Origin of the sequence: Enterococcus sp. DIV1316a, assembly GCF_050536915.1 — a bacterium.
Classification (GTDB): domain Bacteria; phylum Bacillota; class Bacilli; order Lactobacillales; family Enterococcaceae; genus Enterococcus; species Enterococcus faecalis.
Genome location: NZ_CP172913.1, coordinates 2516156 through 2535961 on the forward strand (window position 1 = coordinate 2516156; position 19806 = coordinate 2535961).

21 protein-coding genes are annotated in these 19806 nt (G+C 40.4%); 2 read left to right on the top strand and 19 right to left on the bottom strand.

The window, feature by feature from the left end:
• Nucleotide 1: 1 nt before the first annotated feature.
• From rsmB to gmk, 6 genes are all read right to left on the bottom strand, one after another.
• Nucleotides 2-1381, bottom strand: coding sequence for a 16S rRNA (cytosine(967)-C(5))-methyltransferase RsmB (gene rsmB, locus IGL56_RS11965; RefSeq protein WP_002354921.1), 1380 nt, complete (start codon nt 1379-1381; stop codon nt 2-4).
• A gap of 5 nt (nt 1382-1386) precedes the next feature.
• Nucleotides 1387-2328 carry a methionyl-tRNA formyltransferase gene (fmt, locus tag IGL56_RS11970; RefSeq protein ID WP_002392687.1) on the bottom strand — a complete coding sequence of 314 codons (942 nt, stop codon included), beginning with the start codon at nt 2326-2328 and terminating at the stop codon, nt 1387-1389.
• Nucleotides 2321-2815: a peptide deformylase gene (gene def / locus IGL56_RS11975; protein WP_002389420.1), complete on the bottom strand. Its 495-nt coding sequence runs from the start codon at nt 2813-2815 to the stop codon at nt 2321-2323. Before def ends, fmt begins: the two co-directional genes overlap by 8 nt.
• Nucleotides 2816-2841: 26 nt before the next feature.
• Nucleotides 2842-5274 (bottom strand): primosomal protein N', encoded by a 2433-nt coding sequence (priA, locus tag IGL56_RS11980; RefSeq protein ID WP_002392688.1) that lies wholly within the window; start codon nt 5272-5274, stop codon nt 2842-2844.
• Nucleotides 5275-5428: 154 nt separating this feature from the next.
• Nucleotides 5429-5731 carry a DNA-directed RNA polymerase subunit omega gene (rpoZ, locus tag IGL56_RS11985; RefSeq protein WP_010816056.1) on the bottom strand — a complete coding sequence of 101 codons (303 nt, stop codon included), beginning with the start codon at nt 5729-5731 and terminating at the stop codon, nt 5429-5431.
• A gap of 4 nt (nt 5732-5735) precedes the next feature.
• Nucleotides 5736-6350 carry a guanylate kinase gene (gmk, locus tag IGL56_RS11990; RefSeq protein ID WP_002354915.1) on the bottom strand — a complete coding sequence of 205 codons (615 nt, stop codon included), beginning with the start codon at nt 6348-6350 and terminating at the stop codon, nt 5736-5738.
• Nucleotides 6351-6573: 223 nt separating this feature from the next.
• Here gmk and IGL56_RS11995 point away from each other — a divergent pair, with 223 nt between their 5' ends.
• A complete protein-coding gene (locus IGL56_RS11995) occupies nt 6574-8055 on the top strand; it encodes a DUF1958 domain-containing protein (RefSeq protein ID WP_002386255.1) in 1482 nt (493 codons plus the stop codon).
• A 44-nt stretch (nt 8056-8099) separates the two neighbouring features.
• Here the strand turns inward: IGL56_RS11995 and IGL56_RS12000 are convergent, their stop codons facing one another.
• From IGL56_RS12000 to gnd, 13 genes are all read right to left on the bottom strand, one after another.
• Nucleotides 8100-8405, bottom strand: coding sequence for a hypothetical protein (locus IGL56_RS12000; protein WP_002392689.1), 306 nt, complete (start codon nt 8403-8405; stop codon nt 8100-8102).
• A 55-nt stretch (nt 8406-8460) separates the two neighbouring features.
• Nucleotides 8461-9345, bottom strand: coding sequence for a YicC/YloC family endoribonuclease (locus tag IGL56_RS12005; protein WP_002359037.1), 885 nt, complete (start codon nt 9343-9345; stop codon nt 8461-8463).
• 16 nt (nt 9346-9361) lie between these two features.
• Entirely contained in the window at nt 9362-9580 is a 219-nt protein-coding gene (locus tag IGL56_RS12010; RefSeq protein WP_002381076.1) for a YdbC family protein, read from the bottom strand.
• Between the two features lie 175 nt (nt 9581-9755).
• Complete coding sequence (locus IGL56_RS12015) at nt 9756-10226, bottom strand: ASCH domain-containing protein (protein WP_430599790.1); 471 nt, start codon at nt 10224-10226, stop codon at nt 9756-9758.
• A 313-nt stretch (nt 10227-10539) separates the two neighbouring features.
• On the bottom strand, nt 10540-11193 hold the full coding sequence (locus tag IGL56_RS12020; RefSeq protein ID WP_002354907.1) for a bifunctional 4-hydroxy-2-oxoglutarate aldolase/2-dehydro-3-deoxy-phosphogluconate aldolase: 654 nt from the start codon (nt 11191-11193) through the stop codon (nt 10540-10542).
• A 4-nt stretch (nt 11194-11197) separates the two neighbouring features.
• Nucleotides 11198-12271 (bottom strand): mannonate dehydratase, encoded by a 1074-nt coding sequence (gene uxuA / locus IGL56_RS12025; RefSeq protein WP_002392691.1) that lies wholly within the window; start codon nt 12269-12271, stop codon nt 11198-11200.
• Nucleotides 12272-12294: 23 nt separating this feature from the next.
• The gene (locus tag IGL56_RS12030) at nt 12295-12747 is read right to left on the bottom strand and encodes a PTS sugar transporter subunit IIA (protein ID WP_002354905.1); all 453 of its coding nucleotides are present in this window, start codon (nt 12745-12747) and stop codon (nt 12295-12297) included.
• Nucleotides 12748-12824: 77 nt separating this feature from the next.
• Complete coding sequence (locus tag IGL56_RS12035) at nt 12825-13331, bottom strand: PTS system mannose/fructose/N-acetylgalactosamine-transporter subunit IIB (RefSeq protein WP_002354904.1); 507 nt, start codon at nt 13329-13331, stop codon at nt 12825-12827.
• Between the two features lie 21 nt (nt 13332-13352).
• Nucleotides 13353-14225: a PTS system mannose/fructose/sorbose family transporter subunit IID gene (locus IGL56_RS12040; protein WP_002354903.1), complete on the bottom strand. Its 873-nt coding sequence runs from the start codon at nt 14223-14225 to the stop codon at nt 13353-13355.
• Nucleotides 14226-14245: 20 nt separating this feature from the next.
• Nucleotides 14246-15082 carry a PTS mannose/fructose/sorbose/N-acetylgalactosamine transporter subunit IIC gene (locus IGL56_RS12045; protein ID WP_002354902.1) on the bottom strand — a complete coding sequence of 279 codons (837 nt, stop codon included), beginning with the start codon at nt 15080-15082 and terminating at the stop codon, nt 14246-14248.
• A gap of 12 nt (nt 15083-15094) precedes the next feature.
• Nucleotides 15095-16201 carry an iron-containing alcohol dehydrogenase family protein gene (locus tag IGL56_RS12050; protein WP_002354901.1) on the bottom strand — a complete coding sequence of 369 codons (1107 nt, stop codon included), beginning with the start codon at nt 16199-16201 and terminating at the stop codon, nt 15095-15097.
• Nucleotides 16202-16215: 14 nt separating this feature from the next.
• Nucleotides 16216-17217 (bottom strand): D-isomer specific 2-hydroxyacid dehydrogenase family protein, encoded by a 1002-nt coding sequence (locus IGL56_RS12055; RefSeq protein ID WP_002354900.1) that lies wholly within the window; start codon nt 17215-17217, stop codon nt 16216-16218.
• A 12-nt stretch (nt 17218-17229) separates the two neighbouring features.
• Nucleotides 17230-18165 carry a phosphogluconate dehydrogenase (NAD(+)-dependent, decarboxylating) gene (gene gnd / locus IGL56_RS12060; protein ID WP_002354899.1) on the bottom strand — a complete coding sequence of 312 codons (936 nt, stop codon included), beginning with the start codon at nt 18163-18165 and terminating at the stop codon, nt 17230-17232.
• Nucleotides 18166-18541: 376 nt separating this feature from the next.
• Between gnd and IGL56_RS12065 the strand changes: the two genes are divergently transcribed.
• Complete coding sequence (locus IGL56_RS12065) at nt 18542-19429, top strand: MurR/RpiR family transcriptional regulator (RefSeq protein ID WP_002383224.1); 888 nt, start codon at nt 18542-18544, stop codon at nt 19427-19429.
• Nucleotides 19430-19806 lie beyond the last annotated feature (377 nt).

Below are 19806 nucleotides of genomic sequence, written 5' to 3' on the forward strand. Positions count from 1 at the left end.
ATTATTTCACCTCATTTGAACTAACTTTCCGCATACAGCAAATAAAGAAGCCATCTGTCATGTATTGATGGGGATACAGAACCAGTTCTTGCTCTTTTACTACTGCTTGGACGTTTTCATTTGCAACAATTTCAATTTTTTCAAATTCAGGGTGTTTGGCTAAAAAGGCTGCCACCACTTCCTGATTTTCTTCTGGCGTAATAGTACAAGTGCTATAGACCATTATACCCCATTGTTTTAGTGTTGGGGCAACACTTTCTAAGATTTCTAACTGAATTTTAGGTAAATTTTGAAAATCATTGGCCGTTTTATGGTATTTAATGTCTGGTTTACGGCGCATTAGCCCTAAGCCTGAACATGGCGCATCAACTAAAATCCGATCAAAGGTTTCTGCGGGAAATTCTTCTGCCACTTGTCGCGCATCAAGCTTTTCTGCTTGGACGACATCCGCCACATGGAGGCGTTGCGCATTTTCATTAATTAGCTTAATTTTGTGCGCATGAATATCTAAAGAGGTCACACGACCACCTGCTTCAGCCTCTAAAAAAGTTGCGATATGAGTCGTTTTGCCACCAGGAGCCGCACAAGCATCCAAGACACGATGATGCGGTTCAATTTGCATCGCTGGAGCCACGAGCATAGAGCTTTCATCTTGAATGGTTAAACAACCGTTAATAAACAGTTCACTGCCAGCTAAGTAGCCTTTTTCAGCGACAACACCATAAGGGGAAAGTTGACTTTCCTTCGCGGCAATCCCTGTTTCTTGTAATTCTTCCAGCGCTTCTTCTCGTGAAATAAACCGTGTGTTTACTCGGCCACTCGCATGGCTTTTTTCAAATAATGACAAACCCAACTGCCGTGTTTCTTCTTCGCCTAATTGGGCAAGTAATTTTTCTGTTAACCAACGTGGCATACTAATTTCCGTTGCTAAACGATCAACTGGATCGCTAATTGCGGCCAAACTAGGTGCTCCATTTCGTTGGAACGCCCGCAGCACGCCATTCACGAATTTACCAATCCCAGGATTGCCACGACGTTTGCCAATTTCAACCGCTTCATTAATGACTGCATGATCAGGCACTTTATCTAAATAAAGTAATTGATATAACGATAAAATCAATAAATTTTTCACCCAATTATCGACTTTTTGCGGTTTCTTAACAAATGGTGTTAAGTAGTATTCCAACAATAATTTGCGACTAATTGTGCCGTAGACAAGTTCTGTAAACAAGCGGCCATCTTTCTCGCTTAGTTCTGATTTTGTCATCATTTCATTAAGTAAAAGATTGGAGTACGCCCCACCTTTATCCACACGTTCGATGGTTTCTAAAGCAACGTATCGAACAGAACGTTTTAATTTCTTGGGGATTTTTTCAGCCATTTTTGTTAGTCCACCTTATCTTTTTCTGCGACATTTTGACCAACGCCATTTAAAAATTCTTGAATCGTTAATTGACCTTTACCTGCTGGTTGCAGGCGATCAATTTGAAGGACTGTCCCTTCACCACAAGCAATCCATAGCGCTTTTTTACTACGCTGGATAATCGTTCCTGGGGCGCTAGTTGTTGTTTCAGTCAGTGGTGTCACTGCCCAAATTTTCCAGTTGGTCCCTTGATAGGTTGTGAACGCTGTTGGCCAAGGACGCATACCACGCACTTGGTTATCAATTGCCTCAGCAGTTTTTTGCCAGTCAATTCGTTCTTGTTCCCGGGTAATATTTGGTGAAAAAGTAGCCTCTTCTTCCACTTGTGGAATAGGCGTGATTTCGCCAGCAATTAGCTTAGGTAACGTCTCTAATAAAAGTTCTTTTCCTAGAATGCTTAATTTTTCAAACATGGTGCCTACATCGTCTTGTTTCGTAATCGGAATTGCACGTTGCGCTAAAATCGCGCCAGCATCCATTTTTTTCACCATTTCCATAATCGTGACGCCTGTTTCTTTTTCTCCTTCAATAATCGAGTAATGTACAGGTGCGCCGCCACGATATTTTGGTAAAAGTGAGGCATGGACATTAATCGCACCTAGTTTGGGCGCTTTTAAAATTTTCTCTGGTAAAAATTGCCCAAAGGCTGCTGTCACAATTAAATCTGGTGCTAAGTCAATCACTTTTTCCATTTCAGGAGAACCTGAAATTTTCTCTGGCTGTAAGACTAATATGTTATGTTTTAAAGCTGCTTCTTTGACAGGCGTTGGGGTAATCACTTTTTTTCGGCCAACTGGTCGATCTGGTTGCGTGACAACCGCTTGAACGTCATAGCCTGCCTCGATTAAACTTTCTAAAATCGGAACAGAAAAGGCTGGTGTGCCCATAAATACAATTTTAGTCATCAAAATGTTCCTCCATATACGCTTCTAAATCTTCTGGTGCAATTTTCTCAATCATTTTATCGATAAATAACTCGCCATTCAAATGATCAATTTCGTGTTGAAAAGCTCGAGCTAAATAGCCGTAAGCCGTAACTTCCATTTCTTCACCTTCACGGTCAAAATAACGGACAGTCACTTCATCTGCTCGTTCAACGGTTCCATATGTTTCTGGAATACTTAAACAGCCTTCCACATCAATACTGGTTCCCTTTTTTTCAATAATCACTGGATTAATTAGTTCAAAATGACCAGATTCTTCATCGATTTCAATCACTGCCATTTGCAAATTTTTCCCAATTTGCGGGGCTGCTAAGCCAATCCCATCATGGGCCAGCATTGTTTCATACATATCCTCTAGTAACTGCACAATTTCATCGGTAATAATCGTCACAGGTTGAGCCTTCATTTTTAAGTGTTCGTTCGGGTGAATCACAACTGGATAGCGCATAAGTGCTCCTTTCAAAGCTGTATTTTTTAAATAAAATTCATGGGTTCTGCATCAATGGAAAGCTTTAAACCACGAGCCGTTGCTCGTTGTGTATCGGTTAAAATTTCTTTCAATAATGGTTGAAGCATTGGTTCTTGTTTATACTTGATAATCACTTGATAAAAGTATCGATTATTGACACGCATAATTGCGTTAGGCGTTGGTCCCAACAAAATAGCTTGCGGCGATAAGCCTTGTTTTAATTTCGTCGCGATTTGAAACATTTGTTTCGCTGCTTCATTTTCTTCAGGATGGCTAGCCGTAATTTGGACCGTAAAATAGTACGGCGGATAATCCCCACGATGACGAATATACATTTCTTTTGTATAAAAATCTTCATAATCTTGGGCTTTTGCCAATTGTATCGCATAATGCTCGGGGTTAAAAGATTGAATGATGACTTCTCCCGGTTTTTCAGCACGACCAGCTCGGCCACTGACCTGTGTCAATAACTGGAAGGTCCGTTCACTGGAACGAAAATCGGGTAAATTCAAGGCGGTATCAGCATTTAAGACACCGACTAACGTCACATTTGGAAAGTCCAGTCCTTTGGCAATCATTTGTGTGCCTAATAAGATATCCGCTTGTCCTTCACCAAATGTTCGCAAAATTTTTTCATGCGCACCTTTGCGACGGGTCGTATCAACATCCATTCGGAGAATACGACTTTCTGGTAATAACGTTTGTAATTCTTCTTCTACTTTTTGTGTGCCTGTTCCGTAGTAGCGAATTTTATCTTGGCCACAGTTAGGACAGCGATAAGGAATCCGTTCTTCATGCCCACAATAATGACATTTCATTGTTTTACTATCCATATGCAAAGTTAAGGAAATATCACAATTCGGACACGGCAACACATAGCCACAATCGCGACACATCACAAATGACGAATAGCCACGGCGATTAAGTAGGAGAACACTTTGTTCGTTTTTCTCTAAGCGTTCTTGGAGTTTTTCTTGCAACGACATGGAAAAAGAAGAGACATTGCCATTTTCTACTTCTTTCCGCATATCCACTACATCAATCGTGGGCAAGGTTGCCGCTTGATTGGCACGCTGTGTTAATCGTAACCGCTGATAAACATTTTTTTGTGCGCGAGCACGTGATTCCAAGGACGGCGTGGCACTACCTAAAACAACAGGGCAATGATGGTACTCCGAACGCCAAATCGCTAAATCTCTCGCGTGGTAGCGCGGGGTTTCTTCTTGTTTATAACTTGCCTCGTGTTCTTCATCAACAATGATCACGCCGATGTTTTCGATTGGCGCAAAAATGGCTGAACGCGCGCCAACCACCACTTCCGCTTCTCCTCGTTCAATCTTCCGCCACTCATCGTATTTTTCACCTTGCGATAAGCCACTGTGCATTACAGCAACATGTTCGCCAAAGCGACTTTTAAAGCGTTGCACCATTTGCGGAGTTAAAGAAATTTCAGGGACAAGCATAATGGCTGTTTTGCCTTGGTTAAGAACTTCTGCAATGACCTGTAGATAAACTTCTGTTTTCCCACTTCCTGTAATACCTTCCAATAAGTAGGTTTGGCTTTGCTGTTCTTGGACCGATTGTAAGATTGTTTCCACAGCCACCTGTTGTTCTGCATTCAAAGATAACGCAGTCGTTTTTTCAAACGTCTGATTAGCAAACGGATCACGATACGCTTCTTTTTCAATGAACGTTAACCAGCCGTTTTTGGCCGCTTCATTTAAAAGCGCGGTACTGAAACCTAATTCTTTCATTTCCTTCACAGCGGTGACTTTTTCAGTGCCCAAGCGTTGTAAATAGTAAAGAAGTTGCTCTTTCTTCTTAGCTCCCTTGCGTAACCCCAAACGAATTTCCTCTAGTTGTTCAAATTCCTTAGCGGCTTGAATGAAGCGGACCATTTTGACTTTATTTCTCGTCGTAACTTCGTAGCGAATATCGACTTTTTGCTGTTTACGCAACGCCATTAGTTGAGGCAAAATCCCACGTTCTTGCGCTTGGTCCCACGAAATTTCCTCTAAACCATAAAATAACTGATCTTGTAATTCTTCAGAAAGCTCATCCGTTAAATAAATATATTTTTGGTAATCGGCACGCATTACGCTAGGCAACATGGTTTGCAAACAAGTGATTTTAAAAGCAAACGTTTTTTCCTTCATATAATCAGCTAAAGCCAACATTTCTGTATTTAAGACAGGTTTTAAATCCAACACCGCCACTAGTTCTTTCAACTGAACATTGGTTTCGTCAAGAACCGTTGCAGCCATTGGTTCAATGGCTAGAACAAACCCTTGAACATGCCGATTACCGTTACCAAAAGGCACTTCTACACGCATGCCGACAGCCAATTGCTCATTTAAATTTTCAGGAACTAAATAAGTGAATGGTTGATCGGTTTGCATCGTTGGTACATCCACAATAACTTTGGCTACTTTTTGCATGGTGCGTCCTCCTTTTTATGTAAATTCTCTTTGCCTATTGTACTAAAGATTGACTGATTTGTCTTGTGTGTCTCGCTGGCACCTTTCAGAATAAACGAAGAGAAAGCCTCTGAAATAGACAGACGGCTTTCTCCATTCGTTGACAATCATTCAATTAATTTTTTTCGTCACGTAAACGGTTTTCTAATTCTTTTTGTTCTTGTTCACGTTGGCGTTTGCGTTCTTCACGTTCAATGCGTAGACGTTCGCGTTTTTCTTCAGGATTTGGATCACTGATCACTGTTCCTGCTTCGATTTCTTCTAACGCACGACCCACACTTTTTACAGAATCAAAGGATTCAACGGTTGGTTGAACGCCTCCATCTAATTCATGCGCACGTTTGCTTGCTAAAATAACCAAAGAATATTTTGAAGGGACTTCTTTTAATAATGAGTCAATTGACGGTTTTAACATCATAAGGCTACATCTCCTCTAACATTTTAATATATTTTCCAATTACACGGTCAACACGGAAGTGCTCACTCGCGATAATGTCTTTAATTCGTTGCACGGCTAAAGGAACTTCATCATTCACTACCGCATAATCATACAGCGCCATCATTTCGATTTCTTCTCTGGCCACAGCCATTCGTTCTTCAATCACAGACATTTCGTCTGTTCCGCGGCCAATAATTCTTGATTTTAATTCCGCTAAATCGGGGGGTGTCAAAAAGATAAATACGCCATCAGGCACTTTGTCTTTGACTTGTTTAGCCCCTTGGACTTCGATTTCTAAAAAGACGTCTTTGCCTTCATCTAGCGTCTGGTTAACATACGTTAATGGTGTCCCATAATAGTTACCAACATATTCCGCATATTCCAACATTTCTCCAGCTTCAATCATCGCTTCAAATTCTTCTCTTGAACGGAAATAGTAATCTACTCCATCCACTTCGCCTTCTCGCTGTTTCCGAGTGGTCATTGAGATTGAATATTGAAAATCATTTTCTTCACTGTCGAAAATAGCCTTTCTTACAGTCCCTTTCCCCACTCCTGAAGGACCTGACAATACGATTAATAACCCGCGCTCTGACATAACGACTTCCTTTCAAAACATAATTTCACAGTATTAGTTCTATTTTGCACTTTTTTTCTGCAATTTTCAAGACTTTCTTGGAGATTCACTGAAAAAATAACATTTCTTCTTTAATTTGGCTTTCATAACTTGTTCTTTTTTTAAACAAATTACCTAGAATTCCTATACAGGCAGCCATTTTTTAAGTAAAATGAAGTGATGACTCCTTTAGGATGAAAAAAACGTGAATAAGAAAGGACTGAGAAACATCGCACGAATTAAACCATTTACATTGTTTCTGCTAGGCTTAGTTGTCAGTTGTGGGGCCTTTTTTGCCCAACCTACTGTGACTCATGCAGAAGAAGATATTACCGCGATTGCTAAAAAAATGGGGACGACTCTGAAAGCGGATGGCATTCCCAAAGCAGCCATCGTTGTTGATGCTGATTCTGGAGAAATTCTCTGGTCGCAGCAACCAGATTTAGCGTGGAATCCTGCCAGTATTGCCAAAGTGATGACCATGTACTTGGCCTTTGAAGCAATGGAGCAAGGAAAATTTACAATGGATACGACTGTGACTGCTACGCAAAAAGATGTCGATATTTCTAAAATATATGCCATTAGTAATAACAAAATTACGTTAGGTGTGGCTTATCCAGTCCGTGAACTGTTAAAAATGATTGCTGTCCCCTCTTCTAATGTGGCGACTCTCATGTTGGCAAATTTAATTTCAGGGAACCAGCCTACTGACTTTGTTCATTTAATGAATCAAAAAGCGGCTGAACTAGGGATGACAAATACTACCTATTACAACTGCAGTGGAGCGCAAGCAAGTGCCTTTAACGGCCTGTATCAAATGCAAGGAATTGACCCAAATGGCGATAACGTCTCTACAGCTAGAGATTTAGCTTCACTAACCTATCATTTTCTGAAAAATTATCCAGAAATTTTAGAAATCACCAATAAACCAGTGGTGAAAACAATGGTCGGCACGCCTTACGAGGAAACGTTTGAAGCGTACAATTATTCTTTACCAGGCGCTAAGTATGGTTATCAAGGCGTGGATGGTTTAAAAACAGGCTCTAGTCCAACAGGCGGCTTTAACTATATTGCGACTGTCAAACAAGGAGATTTCCGTTTAATTGAAGTCATTTTAGGCGTTGGTAATTGGCAAAACCAAGATGGTGAATACGAACGGCATGTGGCTGGGAATGCTTTGCTGGACTATGCCTATACGACATACGAACGCAAAAAACTTTTAGACAAAGGACCACAAACCATTGATCACAAAAAAGTCACTTTGGCTAACGATTTATACGGTGTCGTTCCCAAAGGCAGTCAGCCTACTTTTAAATTAGTAGCAGGGCAGGTGCAAGTCGACACGCCTTTGACATTGTTAAATAGTACTGTTCAAGCGCCTAAAGTGGCTTACCAAGAAGTTAAGCCAAAACAAACAACAGCTGAAGCTGCGGAAGAATCAAACGAACATTCTGGGGATACCACCGTTGCAGAACCGAATCATTTTATTCCCAAATCGATTGCCACAAGTGTTTTAGTCCTTTTCGGGCTAATCTTCTCAGTAATTACCCGTCAGCTTCAAAAACGTTTAGAACGTCAGAAAAAACACGGCAAAGAAAGCAGTAAAACTGCATCCATGCGGACAATCTTTTTAAGTGCCGCAGTTCTTTCTTTCCTATGCGCCGTTGGCTTGTTTCTTTTATTCTAATTAAAAAAAAATACCACCAAGCGTGAAATGCTTGGTGGTATTTTTTATAAGCCCATATTAGAAAGCGTATTGACCACGTTCATCAATTCATCGCGACGACGAACTTGTTTGTCGACAGGGCCGTCAACTTCTTTCACGTCAATGCGAACAACAAAGTGACGATTCAAAGTAACAAACGTGTCGTCGTTAATTTGGATATTTAATTCTGTTTCAGAATAGCTTGCACAAGCATCTTGCCAGACGTCAAATGGTTCTCTGTCTGAAGCGACTTCTGTTTTTACCACAGAACGACCACTTAATTCTTGAAAGGTTACATCATAAAATTTAGTCATTGCTTTCACCTCTGTCATTTATTCGTTACTTCTATATTATAGCGTTTTCTGGAAAAACACGAAACCATTTTCTCTATTCGACATTTTGAATTTGTTCACGAATCTTTTCTAAGGTTGTTTTCATTTGAACGACACTATTTTTTATTTCAATTGGACTTGATTTCGAACCAATCGTATTGACTTCACGGTTCATTTCTTGAATTAAGAAATCTAGTTCTCGGCCCACTGGTTCTGTTTCGTCAAGCAACTGATGCAACTTATCAATATGGATATCCAAACGATCCAATTCTTCATGAATATCGCCTTTTTCCAATAAAATGGCCATTTCTGTTAATAAGCGTGTTTCATCCACTTGGCTACCTAACCATTCGTTTAATTTCGCTTCAAAACGTTGACGGTATTCTTGTTCAAAAACGCCCACAAACGCTTGCAGCTCTTGAATTGATTGGGTCAACACTGCTACGTAGTCAAGCAGGACTTGTTTAATTTGCGTTCCTTCTTGCACACGGCTTTGGTCAAGACTAGCGATGGCTGCTTCAAATGCTTGAACAAGAAATGGTTCAAATGTCTGATCAACGATTTCTGCTTCCACTATTTCGACAAAATCATTTTGCTTTAATAAATGGTTGACCGTGTCCCCTGCATCAAACGTTGCTTCCGGATAGTTTTCCTTTAAATGTTGATCTACCGAAGTTAATAATTGATCAATTAAGTCCCACTGCACGCGCACTTCTTTTTGATTGTTGCCGATTTTTTGGAGATTTACATAGACTTCCACACGTCCACGTTTTAACGTGCGTTTGATTACTTGCCGAATCACCAGTTCATAGGCATTCAGTTCCTTTGGCATACGCAATTGAATATCTAAAAACCGTTGGTTGACACTTTTGACTTCAACATCCAATTGATAATTTTCATTTTGAATGGTCTTTTTTCCAAATCCAGTCATACTTTTCATTGACAGGGTGCTCCTTTTACATGGATTTAATTGTTTTGCTTAATTCAGCAAATTCTTCGTTGGTTAAGGTGATGCCTTTACCCATTTTTTCGTGATCAGGGGCCCACTCACGCAAATCAAATTTTGGTGGACGACCATTCCAACTAATTAAATTCAATTCTTTACGCCAGCCACGAGCATTCTCAGATAACACAGCGACTTCTTCTAAAATTTCATATGAAAATTCTTCTTTCATAACATTCACTCCTTGTTAGTATTCCTTAGGTTATTGTACCATCTTTTCCTCGACACTTAAAATACACATCTCTTTTCTATCACCCTGTCTATATAAACATACGCAACTTTTTCAAAAAATCAGTAAAAAAAGCGACAACTGCTCGTTTCAATCGTGTCAGTCACCGCTTCTCTGTCTATTCTTTTTCTGTATAAAGATCCACTACTTCAAAACTTTGGCAAACTAACAGCATATCGGGATAAAATTGTAACTGATAGGGGGCCAGTTCTTCTTTAAAGAACCGCGCATGCTCTTCATACCAATAATCCAACGTCAAATCTCCTTCACCTTCCGCTTGCGCAAAAGATTCTGAGACCTTGTTCATGGGCATAATTTCAACTTTGGTTGTTCGAATAATAGCCAGCGGTTGAGACTGACCATCTAAAATTATGTCGTATTGACCAGCTTTAGGGAGTTGTTCTTCTTCCATCTTATAAATATCTAAAGAAGAACATGTCGCTGTCTTACGACCAGAAACAACCAATTGACCCAAACGATTACCCATCTCAGAAGAGCCATCACCAAACATCCACACATCGGGCATCAACATATCTAATTCATGTTTATCTAAAAAGTTTTGCCAGAACACTTCTACAATTTTTAACATCCTTTGCTCTCCTTTTTATTTTTACTTCACGCAACCTTCTTTCACTAATTATACATAACTGATTGCTTTTCTCCTATACTATTTTTACAAAATGAAAACTAAAATAATGTCAGTAACATTTGGACAGAAAAAAAAGAGAGCGTGGGACAAAAATCACTTTGGATTTTTGCTCCACGCTCAAAAACTTATAAACGGCGGGAACAGAAGCAACTCCTTCGGAAATAAGCCGAAATTCTCCAAAAATTACAGAACAATTTTCGGAAATTCCTTCTTATTTCTCGGAGTTAAACGCTTCTGTCCCGACCTCATCTTTTTATTTTGCTTGTCGTTCTTTGATTTTCGTAAGTAAAGATTGAACATGCTGGCGTGCCGAAGCTTCATCTTCTTGAAGCATCTTTTCCGATAAAATAAAGGAGCCGCCCACTGCTAATACTTCTTTGGCTTCCACATACTCTATAAAGTTTGTTTCATCAATCCCACCAGTTGGTAAAAATTGAACATCATAAAACGGACCGCTTAAACTTTTGATGGCTTTTAACCCGCCGTAAATATCGGCTGGGAAAAATTTAACCACTCGTAAGCCATACGCCAGCGCTCGCTGAATCTCCCCAGGCGTAGCTGTTCCTGGAAAAATAGGCACCTCGTTTGCCAGACAAAAATCAATGACTTCTGGAACAATCGCTGGGGAAACAATGAACTGTGCACCGTTCGCTACTGCCTCTTGGGCTTCTTTCAAGGTTCGAACAGTTCCTGCGCCTACTATTAAATTCCCTGAAGCAGCAAGTTGTTTGATGGCAGGCAAGGCCAGCTGACTCCGAAAAGTGACTTCAATAAACGGTAATTCGTTTTCTACTAAGACTGATTCTACTTGTGGCAAATAGCGTAAATCTGTTGCAGTGTATAGTGGTAAAAGTTTACATGTCGCTAATTGTTGATACAGTTGATTTTTTTCAACTTTTGTTTCCATTCTGTCACTTCCTATTTTGTTTGGCTTTGGTTGCTTCGTACAGTCCTTGAATATAGGTCAACCCCATTGCTCGATCATATAAACCATAACCAGGCATCGCTTTTTCATCCCAAATTGCCCGCCCATGGTCAGGACGAATAACACCTTCATACCCTACGTCTACCAGTGCTTGCATTAATTCCGCCATATCTAACGAACCAGCGACACTCGGATGCGCCGTTTCTTCAAAACGATGCTCACCTAAATACTTCACATTGCGGAAATGAACAAAATTAATTCTGTGACCTATTTCACGAATCATAGTAGGCAAATCATTCGTCGGGTCCGCACCGAGGGAACCTGTACAAAATGTAATCCCATTTGCTGGTGAGTCCACCAAGGAAAGGATCCGTTTTAAATCCGCTAAATTTTTAGTGATTCTTGGCAAACCAAAAATTTCCCAAGGTGGATCATCGGGGTGAATCCCCATTTTGATATTTTCTTCTTCACAGACAGGAATCACACGTTCTAAAAAGTAGCGCAAATTTTCGACCAAATCTTCTTCTGTTACGCCGGCATACATGGCTTTCAATTCTTGAAATTGTTGCAAACGCTCCTCTTCCCAACCTGGTAACCGGAATCCTTTTGACTGACTGTGAATTAATTGATACATGTCTTCTGCCTCCATGTTCTCTACCACAGCTTGATCAAATAACAACGATAAGCTACCATCTTCATTCTCATACGCCAAGTCCGTTTTAGCCCAACCAAAAATAGGTTTGAAGCTGTAGCACACTAAGGAAATTCCACATTTCCCCAAGTTACGCAACGTTTGGCGATAATTATCAATATAGTGGTCTCGTTGATCCGTTCCCGCTTTAATGGCATCATGAATAGCAACACTTTCAATTCCTAAAAGTGCTAATCCTTCTTGTTCCACCGATTGTTTAAGTGCCTGAATTTCGGCTACTGTCCAAACATCACCTGGTAGTTTATTTAACAAGGTACCGACAACACCAGTAATTCCTGGAATCTGTCGAATATGTTTTAACGGAATGGCATCGCCTGCCGCTCCGTACCATCTAAATCCCCATTTCATTGCTTTCACCCTTTACTACATTCTTAAAAATCATCGTCCTCATCCTCTTCATCCTCAAAGGAAGTCATAGAAATATCCCATGCTTGCACACTTTCTTTGCCTTGCGCAACAATCGCTTGCGCCGCTTCAGCAATCGGTGTGCCCAATAATTGATGGTTTATCGCTTCTAAGACCATTGGTAGGTTGGTACCACTCACCACAAAGATTTTCTTTTGTAGTGCTGGTTCGAGTTCGTTAATCACCAAAACTGCCTGATTGTAAGGACTCGCACTTAATAAGTCAACCATGACCAACACGCCATCCCCTTGTTGGACGTTCTCAATCGCTGTTTTAATTTGTCCGCCTAGTGCTTGGACATCGTCTCCACTATTTAGATTAACGGTTTCGATATTTTCGGTTGCGCCCATAATCACGGTAGCTGCGTCTTTCGCACCGTCACTTAGTGCACCGTGTGTAGCAATCACAATCCCTAACATAAAAGTTCCTCCTTCAGTTCAGTGGCTTGAGTCATTACTTCAAACAGTCATGCAATGACTCAAGCGACTGTCCTTTTCTATAAATTAAATTTGCCTAAAACCTCTTTTAAACTAGTTTTTGGTGCAGAAGGCGTTGCTTGGAAATAAATATCTTCTACGCCATACACCTCATGTAGTTCTTTTAATTTTTCGGCATCTTCTTTGTTTAAATAAACTGATTTGGTTACTAATAAATCTTTTTCTGGATTCTTCTGTGCAATACCGCCGATGTTTAACTCCTTCATAGGGACTCCGTGTTTTACTAAGTCATAAATTACAGAGACGGTTTTAGCGATTAAAATACAGTTGTACTCTTTGAATTGGTATTCATCCCAATAAAATTTAGCTTTTTCCGGCGTAATGACAATGGTTTTTTGTCCTGTCCGACTGCCTGCACTTTTGTATAAATCACGCATAAATTTATCCTTTGCCACCACTTCATCGACAACGAAAATGGAATTAACGCCACTTTTTTGGGACAAGGTCACCATCACTTGTCCATGAATTAATCGTTCATCTACTCTTGCTAAATTTACTACGCCCATCTGATTCACGTCCTTTTCTTTTTATAAAATACCGACTGTTGCTAAGACAATTAAAATACCTGTTAACCACAATAATGCTTGCGTAACTTTCAAGCCTTTTTTCGTATAGAACCAATACACGCCCATTACGACAGCTAGCGGCAAGAGTCCTGGGACAATCTGATCAAGGATATCTTGGACCACAAACTCACGGCCAGAAAGTTTAAATTGAAGAGTTGAAGAAACTTTGACATAATTACCAGCTAAAATCCCCATCATGAACAACCCTAAAACAGATAACATTTCAATGGCTTTTTGAATCCCAGCACTTTGCATTAAGCCTGTGGCATTCCGCCCCATTTTAAAGGATTGTCTCGCAAAGAACACACCTAACAGTACTTGATAAAGGGCAAACGCGACAAAGGGGAAAATCGCACCTAATGCGCTACCTTGTTGCGCCCACGGCACCGCAATCGCAATAAAAATATATTGAACCGTACCTGAGTCAATCGCATCACCAATCCCCGCTAACGCGCCCATCAAGCCAGCTTTGGTGTTATACATTAAATCATCTTGCATCATGATTTCGCGGCCTTCATGTTCTTCTTTGGCCCGCTCTTGTTCCATGGAAGCCATCAGCCCAGTAATGACCCCGCCGCCCCAACTTAATTGCGTATTGAAAAACAGCAGTTGACGCATATAAGCGGCTTTTAATTGTTCATCGTCTTTATATAATTTCTTTAAAAGTGGCATCATTGCGTACAATAACGAAGGCGCCAAGTAACGTTCAAAGGAATGGGGAATTTCATTGGCAAAATGCCAACGGAGATAGGCTTTTGTAACATCTTTATTGGTAATTTCTTCTGGTGCTAAATTCGTTGTTTTCGGCACGACTTTTTCTGTTGTTTCCGTCATTTCAGTTCCTCCTTTTTCTTTTAAAACCCGTCATCGTAATCGTCATCATCATCAAAATCAGTGGTGGCACTGGCGGAACCAGCACTTTCTGCTACAGGTTTGCCTTTTTGGACTTGCACAAAAATTAACGCAATAATTACGCCAAAGATGGCATACGTTACCATGGTAATTTCCAATGACTTAAAGACGATACTCATGAAGTATGCAAGGAAAAAGAAAACCAAGAAATCTTTTCGACCAATGACATAGACCGTTGTCGCAATCCCAATTGCGGCTAAACCACCACCGACTACTTCTAACACGTGAATCACAACGGTTCCTTCTAATGCTTTAATAATATCGGCAATGACTGGTGCCCCTAAATAAAGAGCAAAAAAGACTAATGGAACGAATAAAATAAATGAGGCAATCGTTGGATACCAGATAATTGAGCGGGCAATTTTTTTAGAATTTAGTTCAGCCACCGCACGATCGGTATACTTCCCTAAAAACGTGTTAATAAAGAAACGGAATTGATATAAATAACTTCCTAAAAGACCGACAGGAACCGCTACGGCAATAGCCGCTTCCGGCTTCAAATTCCCTAGCAACGCAACTGGCACAGCAATCGCTGCCGCAATTGATGGTTCTGCTGGCATAGAGCCACCTGGTGAAAAAACACCCATGTAAATCATTTGTAATGCTGCGGTGACAATCATCGCTTTCGGGACATCGCCCATCACTAAACCTGCTACTAACCCTGTCATTAAGGGCGAGAAACGCAACGTTAACGTTGCTCCTCCTCCAAGCCATCTGGACATAATTGCTGCCACCCAAAGCGCCATTATCAAACTTTGTAAAACACTTAACGTTTCCATAGTTCCTCCTTCTTATCCTTGGTTTTGGATATACTTTTCTAGCTCTTCAATCCCTTGACGTAAACGTTCTTCCGAAATCTCAATAGGAATTAAATGAACCTTTTCTTTTGAATCAATAAATTGAACCATTGCATCGAGTACTGCTTCTTCTTCTGGGTAAAGGCCCATTTGTCGTAACGACATGGGCAAGTTTAGCTCTTGATAAAAGGGGATTAATGCGTCTATGATGGCCCACCTTTTTTCCAATGCTAATTGATAGAAGATGCCGTAAGCTACTTTTTCGCCATGTAAATAGTCATGACTTTTTGGTAAAAATTTACTCATAGCATCATGCATGGCGTGTGCTGCTGCATTGCGGGCGTATTTGTCGCCGAAGCCGCCGACTAATCCAGAAACAGCGAAAACAATTTCTGAAAGATGGACAAATTCAGGCGTGAGTTTGCCCTCGTCCATCGCTGCTAAGGCTGATTTTGAGTCCCGCATAATCGCTTCTTGCGAAAGCTTGGCGGTCGCTCCCGCTAATTGTAAAAAGGGTTCCCCTTGCAAATGGGCTTGGCGTAAAATGGTCTCTGATTCATACCATTTCGCTAACGTATCAGCTAAACCAGCGACAAAATAATCACGGGGTGCATCAAGAAGCAACTTAGGATCAGTGATTAAAAACGCAGCTTGGCGAAAGAAATGTTCCGTTTTGCCTTCGGCCGCGCCATTTTCTTGATACATCACAGCTAACGGTGTCCACGGCGCACAGTTACTAGCCAAAGTGGGGACCAAGCCAAAATTCAGATTGTTTAAATGGGCGCTGTAGCCCACTAAATCGGCTAACTTACCGCCGCCGACTCCCAGAAGAAAGTCAATCTGGTGTTCCTTTATTTGCTGTGAAATTTGTTCGGCGCCAAAATAACTACATTCTCCTGTGTAAGTGTGATAGAAGAATTGATACTCTGAATCTGCCAAGAATGGCAAAAATGGCTGAGCTTTTTCAAAGGATACGGTGCCATGCACCACCAAAATTCGTTGGGCGTGATATTCCTTGAAAAGTGACGGCACCGAAGCTAAGGCGCCTTCGTGGTAACGATAAAATTGCGGTCCAACTTTCACTTTTAAATCAGTTAACATGCTCCTCCTCCTTCTTAACTAACGTAACGACTGACTTCTTGCACTGCCCGTTGAGGTAAAATACCTTGCACCACGTCTTCCACATCTTGCACGCATTTTTCTCCCATCGCTTGCAGGCATTCCATGGTATAAGCGGAGGTGTGCGGCGTCATTACTACATTTTCAAACGCAAGATAAGGATGATTTTTCCGACCTGGTTCCTCTTCTAAAACATCTGTCCCAAGCCCAGCAATTTTGCCCGATTGTAAGCCGACAATCATGGCTTCTTCATCAATCAAGGCGCCTCGTGCGCTATTGGAAAGATAGACGCCGTCTTTCATCTTGGCAATTTCCGCCGAGCCAATCATGTGATAACTTTCTTCAGTTAAATTGGCACATAAACAAATGATGTCAGCTGAAGCTAGCAACGTATCTAAGTCTACTTTTTTGGCTCCATAACTTTGCAGATAAGTGGCGGATTTATAGGGATCATACGCTAACACGTCACAGCGAAATCCGTTTCGTAACGTCTCAACGACACAACTTCCTGTGTTCCCAACACCAATGACACCCACAGTTTTGTTAAATAACGTCCGACCGACAAAATTCGCTCGTTTTTCCCATTGATCCGCTTTAACGCTGGCATCTGCAGCCACGGTTTGCCGTAAAACAGCTAGTAAATTTGTGACATTGTTTTCCGCCACGGCATCTCGTTCTACTAAAGCTGGGATGATGGAAACAATTGTGTCGTGCTGTTTTGCAGCGTCTAAATCGATGTTGTTATACCCAATGCCATGGCGAGAAATCAGCAACAATTCATCTTTATGTTCAAAAAATTCTTTCGTGAAAAATGGCGTCACGCTAGCAATAATAATCGTATATCCTTGTAAACGTTCCGCTAACTCTTTGCCACCAATTTCACTGTCGACTGTAAAATGCTTCACGGTGCCTATTTTTTCTAAGCGCGTCAAGTGTTCAGGAAAAATTTGACCAAAACTACTGGAATTCACTATGGCAATTTTTTGTTTTTTTAACATGACTAAACTCCTTTACTGACTTTTTACGACTTCATGCCCGCCAAATCCTTGTCGCAAAGAAGCGACCACTTTGTTTGAAAAATGATTTGCTAGCATACTTTCATTTCGAGTAAATAAGGACAACGCCGTAGTTGGGACGGGCATCTCCAAACGCAATGCTTCTTCAATCATCCATTTGGCTTCGCCATTTGCTGCCACTTTCCCTTCTAGATTGGCTAACGTAGGATTTTCCGCAAAAACCTCTTTCGCTAAGCCCATCAAGCGAGCTTCAATAATCGAGCCGTGATTCCACACATCGGCTACTTTCTCCAACGCAAAATCATATTCGGCAGCTTCTAATAAATTGAATCCTTCGCCCATGGCTTGCATCATGACGTACTCAATCCCGTTATGCACCATTTTCAAATAGTGACCAGCTCCTGATTTCCCAGCATAAAGATACCCTTGTTCACAAGCTAAATCTTCAAAAAATGGGGTTAACACTTTGACAGCTTCAGGCGCACCGCCAACCATTAAACACGCTCCTTCCCGCGCTCCTTTGATGCCACCAGAAGTACCACAATCAATAAAATAAATTCCTTTTTCCTTAGCAAATTGAGCATTCGCAACACTATCATGAAAATTTGAATTGCCACTATCCACAATGATATCCTCTGGTGCTAATTGCTCTACCAATTCTGCCACTAATTGATTGGTAATCTGACCAGCGGGGGTACTTAAAAAAATCACCTTCCTTTTTTTAAGCGCTTTCAATAATTCTGACAACGAATCTACAACGGAAAGCCCCTGCTCTCTAGCAGTCGCTCTTGCTTCCTTTGTCACATCAAAGCCAATAATGGGCCAGCCTTGTTCGTGAACATTTAATGCCATGTTCAAACCCATTTTCCCAAGTCCAATAAAGCCAATGTCCATTTTTCTTTCACCTGCCTCTTTTGATACTTCAATCATAAAGGATAAAAAAAATAATGTAAACGATTACACTAATTAAAAAATATTTTTTATTTTTTAGCAAAAATCTTGCCTACTCAAAAGGTAAAACGTTTTTATTTTTAAGGAGCTTTCATACAAAAAACACAAGTAAATCTCTTGGTATCACGTTCTTTTTACTGGCTACTTTCTTTAGTTGAGAGAAGTCTTTTCAAGACCCCTTCATTTTTCAGAAAAAAGATTATTTATTTTTTTGGGGCTTTTTTTAAAGAATTTCTTTTTTGTGGAGAAAAAGAGAAATTGTATTTGTCCTCTTTTTCCACTATAATCAGTCTATACCAACAATGAAAAGGCATTCATTTTATTTTTAAAAAAATAAGATTGGAGGAACGTGTTAATGAAAAACCACTATTTGGATCAACGGATTCGGATCAAAAAACCGAATTTGAGCCTCACAGAAAAGAAAATTTCCGATTACTTTGTTCATTCTGAATCATTATTGACACAAATGACGTTAGAAAGTCTGGCCAACGAAATTGGCGTCTCCCAATCTTCCGTGTATCAATTTGTAAAAAAGATTGGCTATTCTGGGTTCCAAGAATTTAAAATTGATATCGCCAGGAATTCTAATTATCAGCCGACTTTTCAAAACGTCAATAGCGTGAATGGCGCCGATGATATTTCACCAGATGATGATAGTATTACGATTGCTAAAAAAGTCTTACAAGCCAATATTTATTCCCTCAGTAACGCCACACAGTTCTTAACAAAAGAGCTGTTAGATAACGTGTTGGCTTTGATGTACTCTGCCAAAACGCTTCACTTTTTTGGGCAAGGTGGCTCCTCGATTGTGGCTTTTGATAGTTTCCATAAATTCATTCGGACCAACTATCGGTGCAACTACATTTTTGATTACCACATGCAGTTAAGTTTTGTCACAAAATTAACCAGTGAAGATTGCGTGTTTATTTTTTCCCATTCAGGCAAAACCAAAGAATCAATCAACCTAGCACGACAAGTTAAAAAAACCAACGCAAAAATGATTACGTTAACTGGTAACAGCGGTTCAGAGTTGGCAGGCTTGTCCGACGAAGCAATTATTGTCGTCACCGAAGAAGGCTTGTTTCGTGCGGAATCCTTGGCTTCACGGATTAGTTACTTAACGGTAATGGATATTTTATACACAAATACGATGTATCACAATTTTGATCAAAATGCCGATTCCTTGAAAAAAATCCGTGATAACATTAGCACGACTAAGACCGATCCGCATTACTTGTCGTAAAGAAAAGTCTTATTTGTTAGTAGTTGCTTCTGCTCCCACCCTTTATCATTTTTAAGCCTGGAACAAAAATCCAAAATGATTGATGTCCCAGGCTTTTCCTTTGAAGTTTTAATCCTTGGCTTTCTCAGTGCAACTACTCAGGATTTATATTTTTTATCCTTACGAACAGTATCATTAGAATCATCCAGATATCGACTACTCTGAAAAGTAGATTATACTCATACAGCCAAGTTGCTTCCGAACAGACAAGAAAGACTGAAAATATAATGGGTAGGCAAAATAACCTATCTTCTTTTTCCGTTATTGAAATAATTAATAGCGTTAATAAAAATAAAGGAATAAAGAGGAAGTGCATAACCATTTGAGTAACAACTATC

Bases quoted from the DNA above. Each gene is read 5' to 3' on its own strand.
- rsmB (WP_002354921.1), bottom strand. From the start codon at position 1,381: ATGGCTGAAAAAATCCCCAAGAAATTAAAACGTTCTGTTCGATACGTT.
- fmt (WP_002392687.1), bottom strand. From the start codon at position 2,328: ATGACTAAAATTGTATTTATGGGCACACCAGCCTTTTCTGTTCCGATT.
- def (WP_002389420.1), bottom strand. From the start codon at position 2,815: ATGCGCTATCCAGTTGTGATTCACCCGAACGAACACTTAAAAATGAAG.
- priA (WP_002392688.1), bottom strand. From the start codon at position 5,274: ATGCAAAAAGTAGCCAAAGTTATTGTGGATGTACCAACGATGCAAACC.
- rpoZ (WP_010816056.1), bottom strand. From the start codon at position 5,731: ATGATGTTAAAACCGTCAATTGACTCATTATTAAAAGAAGTCCCTTCA.
- gmk (WP_002354915.1), bottom strand. From the start codon at position 6,350: ATGTCAGAGCGCGGGTTATTAATCGTATTGTCAGGTCCTTCAGGAGTG.
- IGL56_RS12000 (WP_002392689.1), bottom strand. From the start codon at position 8,405: ATGACAGAGGTGAAAGCAATGACTAAATTTTATGATGTAACCTTTCAA.
- IGL56_RS12005 (WP_002359037.1), bottom strand. From the start codon at position 9,345: ATGAAAAGTATGACTGGATTTGGAAAAAAGACCATTCAAAATGAAAAT.
- IGL56_RS12010 (WP_002381076.1), bottom strand. From the start codon at position 9,580: ATGAAAGAAGAATTTTCATATGAAATTTTAGAAGAAGTCGCTGTGTTA.
- IGL56_RS12015 (WP_430599790.1), bottom strand. From the start codon at position 10,226: ATGTTAAAAATTGTAGAAGTGTTCTGGCAAAACTTTTTAGATAAACAT.
- IGL56_RS12020 (WP_002354907.1), bottom strand. From the start codon at position 11,193: ATGGAAACAAAAGTTGAAAAAAATCAACTGTATCAACAATTAGCGACA.
- uxuA (WP_002392691.1), bottom strand. From the start codon at position 12,271: ATGAAATGGGGATTTAGATGGTACGGAGCGGCAGGCGATGCCATTCCG.
- IGL56_RS12030 (WP_002354905.1), bottom strand. From the start codon at position 12,747: ATGTTAGGGATTGTGATTGCTACACACGGTGCACTAAGTGACGGTGCG.
- IGL56_RS12035 (WP_002354904.1), bottom strand. From the start codon at position 13,331: ATGGGCGTAGTAAATTTAGCAAGAGTAGATGAACGATTAATTCATGGA.
- IGL56_RS12040 (WP_002354903.1), bottom strand. From the start codon at position 14,225: ATGACGGAAACAACAGAAAAAGTCGTGCCGAAAACAACGAATTTAGCA.
- IGL56_RS12045 (WP_002354902.1), bottom strand. From the start codon at position 15,082: ATGGAAACGTTAAGTGTTTTACAAAGTTTGATAATGGCGCTTTGGGTG.
- IGL56_RS12050 (WP_002354901.1), bottom strand. From the start codon at position 16,201: ATGTTAACTGATTTAAAAGTGAAAGTTGGACCGCAATTTTATCGTTAC.
- IGL56_RS12055 (WP_002354900.1), bottom strand. From the start codon at position 17,217: ATGTTAAAAAAACAAAAAATTGCCATAGTGAATTCCAGTAGTTTTGGT.
- gnd (WP_002354899.1), bottom strand. From the start codon at position 18,165: ATGATTGAAGTATCAAAAGAGGCAGGTGAAAGAAAAATGGACATTGGC.
- IGL56_RS12065 (WP_002383224.1), top strand. From the start codon at position 18,542: ATGAAAAACCACTATTTGGATCAACGGATTCGGATCAAAAAACCGAAT.